This window comes from uncultured Enorma sp. (genome assembly GCA_905210055.1).
Classification (GTDB): domain Bacteria; phylum Actinomycetota; class Coriobacteriia; order Coriobacteriales; family Coriobacteriaceae; genus Enorma.
In genome coordinates this window covers 1-6,264 of the sequence record CAJLVH010000117.1, presented here as the reverse complement: position 1 = coordinate 6,264, position 6,264 = coordinate 1, and the positions used below count along the sequence as shown (strand labels likewise).

Sequence of the window (6,264 nt, the reverse complement as noted above, 5' to 3'; positions counted from 1 at the left end):
GTCCCAAAATGCACCTGTCCCCAATTGGGTCACCCGCCGCCCCTCGGCTCGAAACATTCCGGCAATCTTTGCCCCGCCGTCGCGTACCGACGCTTCGCTATGCTATAGTGCCCTCAACGCGAGCGCACGGCGCGCCGCCCGACTCATCGAAAGGAGCCGCCATCATGATGCACGTCTTCGACAACTCCATGAACTGGTGGTGGCGTGATGCGAATACGGTCGGTCGACGGTAGCCCTTGCGCCTGAACCCAGGTTGTACGCATAAGGCCTCCGGGAGACCGGGGGCCTTTTTCTATGCGGACCCCCACCCGAGCCCTCTGGTACCGAAGCCGCGACCGACACGCATCACGCGCCCCCGTCTTTTCCCGCACCTACATCTCATTCCTTCGCCAAACCACGGCAGTTTTCCAAGAAAGGTTGATCACTGTGAGCCAGAACACCACCACCCAGCCCCGCACCGTCGCCACCGTCGATCGCGGCACCCTCGACATCCGCGGCCTCGTGCTGCTTGCGATCCTGCTCGCCGCTGGCTTCATCCTGAACTTCACGGTCGGCCGCGCCATCTCCACCGCCACAGGCGGCGCCATCGCACCGGAGTTCATCATCTCCGCCTTCTGTCTTACGATCCTCGCCATCCGCCCGAACATCGGACAGGCGCTCATCATCGGCCTCATCTCCGCCGCGGTGATTCAGATCACCACGACCTCGCCGTTCATCGACTTTGCCGCCGAGGGCATCGCTGCCATGCTCATGGCCGTCATCGTGAATGTGGGCATGAACACGCCCGCGAAGAAGGTCATCCCCGTGGCGGGCACGTTCGTCACCACCGCCGTCTCCGGCATCATCTTCATGCTCATCAAGATCGCCATGGTGGGCGGCGCCGCCCAGCTCGCTGCCGCTATGCTGCCCGTGGTGTTCGCGACCGCGGTCTTCAACGGAATCCTCGTGGGCGCGCTCTACCTGCCCATTCGCAAGGCGCTCAAGCTCGCCGACTAACACATTGTCCCGAGTGAGAATGTCTGTCCTGAACCCAGATTCTCGCTCACGCCGCCCCGGGCTCGCGTTCGGGGCGGTATCGTTTCCGAAGCCGACGTGGTACGCTAGCACCCGGTGCTGATAACCCACCAGACAGGAACAGATACCATGGAATCATCCACCCCGATCATCTCTGTCGACGACGTCTCGTTTTCCTATGGCAGCGACTCCGCGCCGCGCGCGCTCGACCATGTGAGCCTGAATATCGCCACCGGCGACTTCCTGGGCATCATCGGCCCCTCGGGCGCCGGCAAGTCGACGCTCACCTCCGTGCTCTCCGGCGCGATTCCTCACCACTTTGGAGGCGCGTTCTATGGCGCGGCCCACGTAGCGGGGCAGGATACCTGCACCATCACGCTCACGGACGTCGCGCGCTCGGTCGGTAGCGTGCTGCAAGACATCGATGCGCAGATGGTCGCCTCCGTGGTGGAAGACGAGCTGCTCTTCGGCCTGGAGAATTTCGGCGTGAACCACAGCGAGATCCCAACGCGCATCGAGCGCACGCTCGAGCTCGTGGGCATCGCGGATCTTCGCGACCGCGAGATCGCCACGCTCTCCGGCGGTCAGAAGCAGAAGGTCGCCATCGCAGCCATCCTCGCACTCGAACCGGCCGTCCTCGTGCTCGACGAGCCCACCGCCGCACTCGACCCGGCGAGCTCGACCATGGTCTTCGACATCCTGCGCGACGTGAACGAGCGCCTCGGCGTGACCGTGGTGATCGTCGAGCAGAAGGTCGCGCTGCTTTCTGAATACTGCCGCCGCATCGCGGTGATGAACAAGGGTCGCATCGTGCTCGAGGGAACCCCGGCTGAAGTGTTCTCGCACGCGGCGGAACTCCGCGCGATCGGCGTGGACAGCCCGCGCGTCACACGCATCTCGAATAGTCTGGCGCGCGAGGGCGTCATCGAACCCGGCGCGCCTTGCCTGAACGTGGCGCAGGCGCAGGAGCTCATCGCCGGCGTGGTCGAAAGCGCCGGCGCCGGGCGCGCAAACCCCGTCGCGGGCGCGAGCGCGGTGGGTTCTGTCCCTTCGGCTCCCACCCCCGCGCGCCCGCCGCACCGACCGGCCCGTCCCAAAGCCGAAGGCGCCGAGCCCGTGGTACAGCTCCGCAACGTTTCTTTCGCCTATCCTACGGGAGAAGCCGCCGTACAGGATGTGGATATCACCGTCTACCCCGGCGAGCTCGTGGGAGTCGTGGGGCAAAACGGCGCCGGCAAGACCACCGTCACCAAGCTCATCACGGGGCTCTTAAAGCCCAGCACAGGCACCGTGACCGTCGCAGGGCTCGACACCTCCACCGTGCGCACGAGCCAGATCGCGCGGCATGCGGCCACGCTCTTCCAAGATCCCGACCGGCAGATCTGCCGCGACACCGTCCTCGACGAGGTCGCCTTCGGCCTCGAGCTCGCGGGCATAGACGTCTCCGAGGCGCGACGCCGAGCGCAGCCCGTAATCGAGCGCTTCGGCCTGCCCGCCCACGAGGCACCGTTCTCGCTTTCGCGTGGGCAGCGACAGATGGTCGCGCTGGCAAGCGTCGTCGTGCTCGAGCCCGACGTCATCATCCTCGACGAGCCCACGAGTGGCCTCGATTACCGCGAATGCATGACCGTGATGGAAACTGTGAGCGACATGGCCGAAGCCGGCAGCGCCGTGATCATGGTGTGCCACGACATGGAAGTCGTGAGCGATTTCGCCGAGCGACTCGTGGTCATGGCGGGCGGACGCGTGCTCGGGCGCGGCGAGACGCATACGCTCTTCGCTGACACCGAGCTCATGCAAGCCGCCAGCATGGAGCCGCCGCAGGTTATCGAGTTGTCGCATGCGCTCGCGACGAGTGTGTCGCCCACATTTGAAGGAGCGTTCGAGGTGGCGGACGTCGTCGCCCGCACGAAGGAGCTGATCGCCCGTGGTTAACGTCATCGATTACATCCCGGGGACAACGCTCCTCCATCGCCTGAACCCTGTGGTCAAGCTCGCGCTCGCCGCCGCCATCATCGCCTCGACGCTTCTCGCGAACACCTACGCCGCGCTCATCGGCTTGCTTGTGCTCACGTTCGCGCTCGCTGCCTACGTACGCGCCGCACGCCGGCTCGCGAGTCTGCTGAAGCTGCTTGTCCCGCTCGCCGTGGTGATGTTTCTTCTGCAGACGGCATTCATGCGCACGGGCGACGTGGTGTTCGGCTACATGACGGACGAAGGCATCGTAAGCGCGTCGAAGATGTGCCTACGTCTTCTAGGCGTGGCGCTGCCGCTCGTGCTCGTGCTTATGGTCACCAAGCTCACCGACCTCGCGAACGCCTGCGTCGAGGTGCTGCACCTTCCCTACCAGTACGCGTTCACGTTTACCACGGCTCTTCGCTTCGTGCCGATCTTCAGCCAGGAGATGAACGCGATCATGGAGGCCCAGACGGCGCGCGGCGTGGAGTACGACACACCGAACCCCGTGAAGAAGCTCCGGCTCATGTTGCCGCTCTGCGTGCCGCTCCTCATCTCGAGCGTGGGCAAGACGGATGCTACGGCGCTCGCCGCCGAACAGCGCGGGTTCTACCTGCGCACGCGTTCCTCGGCCTACAAGCGCTACCCCCTGCGCGCGCTTGATTTCGCCGCGCTGGCCGTATGCGTCGCGCTCGTCGCCCTGGGCGTCGTCTTCTAACATGATACAATCCGGCCAGACTGGATTGGATCATTTCGAGGATGGATATGAGCGAGGCTTTCGAATACCCCGAGCTGATTGATCGGGCGATTTCCGCATATGAGGACGATGATGGCGCCGAACGCATCCGAGCCGGCTTCGAGGCGGCCGCAATGCGACCGGTTACGCTCCGGGCGAATACGGCAAAGGCAAGCGCGGATTCGGTCACCGAGGCGCTTCGTGCCGCGGGCATCGGCTTTACGCGCGCTACCTGGTACGATGACGCCTTCGTGCTGGACGATGGGGTGTGCGAGCGCGATGTATGGGAGCTCCCCATCTATCGGGAAGGCAAGATCTATCTGCAGAGCCTTTCATCCATGCTGCCGCCGCTCGTGCTGGAGCCGCGCACCGGCGCCGACGTGCTCGACATGTGCGCCGCACCCGGCGGCAAGACCTCGCAGCTCTACGCGCTCGCCAACGGGCGCGCGCACATAACCGCCTGCGAGCTACATGCGCCGCGCGCGGAAAAGCTCGCATACAACCTTGCCAAACTCGGCTGCAAAAACGTGAACGTCATGCGCTGCGATGCACGGAAGCTCGACGAGTTCTTCTCCTTCGACCAGATCTTGCTCGATGCCCCCTGTACGGGAACCGGCACCTTCCGCACTGGCGATGAACGGGCGGCAAAGCGCATGACCGAGGCACTTCTCGCCAAGGTGACGCGCTCGCAACGCGCTCTGCTCGACCGCGCGCTCACGGTGCTCAAGCCGGGCGGTACGCTCCTCTATTCAACGTGTTCCATCTTGCCGCAGGAAAACGACGAGCAGGTCGCAAACGCACTCAAGCGGCATCGCGACTGCAAGCTCGTTCCGCTCTTCGGCGGCGCGAGCACCCAAGAAGACGAGTCCGCGCCACTTTCTCCGCGCGCGCAGGCCATCGTCGACGCCGTCCAGAAAGGCGCCATCCCCGCGCTTCCTACCGCGTTCAAAGAGACGCTCACCGTATGCCCTTCGAAGCTTTTCGAAGGCTTCTATCTCGCGCTTATCAAGAAGTGAGCGTCAGTCCCACATTCAGACTCTCGCATGCTCATTGCGCGCGATGCTTGCCACCGCCATCGCGAGACGCACGCCCCTTAATTGCAGTGACCACGAAATAGACGGCAGCAACGGCAGCAACCACCCCAAGGATGATGAGAAACGGCTGCAAGATATCGGCTGCGCCCATGTGGCATCGACCTTTCTGAGACGCTCGGATGCGTAGTTACGTTAGCGTAGCAGATGCGCGAGGAAACCGTGGTCCCCCGCGCATCATTTCGAGAAAAGCACAAGCGAACCGAGCCGTGCTCCCCGAGCTGCTCGGCGAAAGCGTAGTTAGTCGACGCGCTTATCGCCCATGAAGAACAGCGCCACGGTACCGGGGCCCGTGTGCGAACCGATCACGGTGCCGATATTGTTGATGACGACCTTGTCCTTGAGCGCGGGGATGCGCTCGCCGATGAGACGCGCGACCTCCTCGGCGTCCTCGCGGCACGCCGACTGCGAAATGCTGCATTTGCCGGTGTAGCCCGCACCGCCCTCGACATGCTCCATCATGCGGTCGACGAGCGCCGTGATCGCCTTCTTCTTCGTGCGAATCTTCTCGCGCGGGATGAGCTTGCCCTGATAGTCAACGTTCATGACCGGGCAGATTTTGAGCGCCGTGGCAATGAGCGCGCTCGTGGCAGAGACGCGGCCGCCGCGCTTCAGGCAATCAAGGTCGGAAACGAAGAACCAGTGGTTGAGGTTGAGCTTGTGCTCCTCAGCCCAGGCGCAAGCTTCCTCGAACGTAGCGCCGCCATCGCGCAGATCCGCGAGGTAATCCATGAGCAGGCCATAACCCGAAGAAGCGGCAAGTGAATCCACGACGCACACCGTGCGCTCAGGATACTTCTCCGCAAGACCCTGCGCCGCGATGACCGCGGAGTTATACGAGCCCGAGATGCCGCTCGAAAGCGTGAGGTGCAGGACATCGTTGCCGGCGGCGAGCTCCGGCTCCCAGAACTCGGCATATTCGCCCACGCTCACCTGGGAAGTCTTGGACGTCGATCCTGCCTTGAGCTTGCCGAAGAACTCATCCGGCGAGACGGACTGGTACAGATCGTCCTCATGCACGACGCCGTCGAGTTCATAATGGAAGTACACGACACGGATATCGCGCTCGTTGAAGAACGGCCGCGGATAATCTGCCGTGGATTCGCAGGAAAGAACATAGCTACCCATAGCGTGCTCCTTGCTTGATAGGGATAAGCTTGCAACAAACATGCGTAATTATCCCACACTTTGAGGTACGTGGCCAAATCAAGGGGCAGCAACCACTCGACTAAACCAATAGTGGCCAAAAACGAAAGGTTGGTGACGACGCTTCTTGGAAAATACTGGTGCGCCTTCCCCCGTAGCTGGGATAATCGGCACCGCTACCAGGGCGGCGGGCGATGCGCACCCCCGTTTCCCGAGAGGAAGCGTCACCAACCTTTCGTTTTTGACCAAACCCGCGCGCCGAGCGAAGCGACGGCGCCCAAAGCCGTCACAACCCCTCCCCCGCACGCGGCGAGCGAAGCG

General features: G+C 63.4%; 5 protein-coding genes. 4 read left to right on the top strand and 1 reads right to left on the bottom strand.

Features of this window, described 5'->3' with window-relative positions; genetic code table 11:
* Window positions 1–426 precede the first annotated feature (426 nt).
* The 4 genes from QZ079_RS07440 to QZ079_RS07425 all read left to right on the top strand — a co-directional run bounded on the left by QZ079_RS07440 (window position 427) and on the right by QZ079_RS07425 (window position 4,722).
* Complete coding sequence (locus tag QZ079_RS07440) at window positions 427–996, top strand: hypothetical protein (RefSeq protein ID WP_297037136.1); 570 nt, start codon at window positions 427–429, stop codon at window positions 994–996.
* 147 nt (window positions 997–1,143) lie between these two features.
* Entirely contained in the window at window positions 1,144–2,949 is a 1,806-nt protein-coding gene (locus tag QZ079_RS07435) for an ABC transporter ATP-binding protein (RefSeq protein ID WP_297037134.1), read from the top strand.
* Window positions 2,942–3,688 carry an energy-coupling factor transporter transmembrane protein EcfT gene (locus tag QZ079_RS07430; protein WP_291289345.1) on the top strand — a complete coding sequence of 249 codons (747 nt, stop codon included), beginning with the start codon at window positions 2,942–2,944 and terminating at the stop codon, window positions 3,686–3,688. Before QZ079_RS07435 ends, QZ079_RS07430 begins: the two co-directional genes overlap by 8 nt.
* Before the next feature lie 47 nt (window positions 3,689–3,735).
* Entirely contained in the window at window positions 3,736–4,722 is a 987-nt protein-coding gene (locus QZ079_RS07425; protein WP_297037132.1) for an RsmB/NOP family class I SAM-dependent RNA methyltransferase, read from the top strand.
* A gap of 315 nt (window positions 4,723–5,037) precedes the next feature.
* Here the strand turns inward: QZ079_RS07425 and QZ079_RS07420 are convergent, their stop codons facing one another.
* Window positions 5,038–5,925 (bottom strand): DegV family protein, encoded by an 888-nt coding sequence (locus QZ079_RS07420; protein ID WP_297037130.1) that lies wholly within the window; start codon window positions 5,923–5,925, stop codon window positions 5,038–5,040.
* Window positions 5,926–6,264: the final 339 nt, after the last annotated feature.

Coding starts and splice junctions, on each gene's coding strand:
- QZ079_RS07425 (WP_297037132.1), top strand. CDS start 3,736: ATGAGCGAGGCTTTCGAATACCCCGAGCTGATTGATCGGGCGATTTCC.
- QZ079_RS07420 (WP_297037130.1), bottom strand. CDS start 5,925: ATGGGTAGCTATGTTCTTTCCTGCGAATCCACGGCAGATTATCCGCGG.
- QZ079_RS07435 (WP_297037134.1), top strand. CDS start 1,144: ATGGAATCATCCACCCCGATCATCTCTGTCGACGACGTCTCGTTTTCC.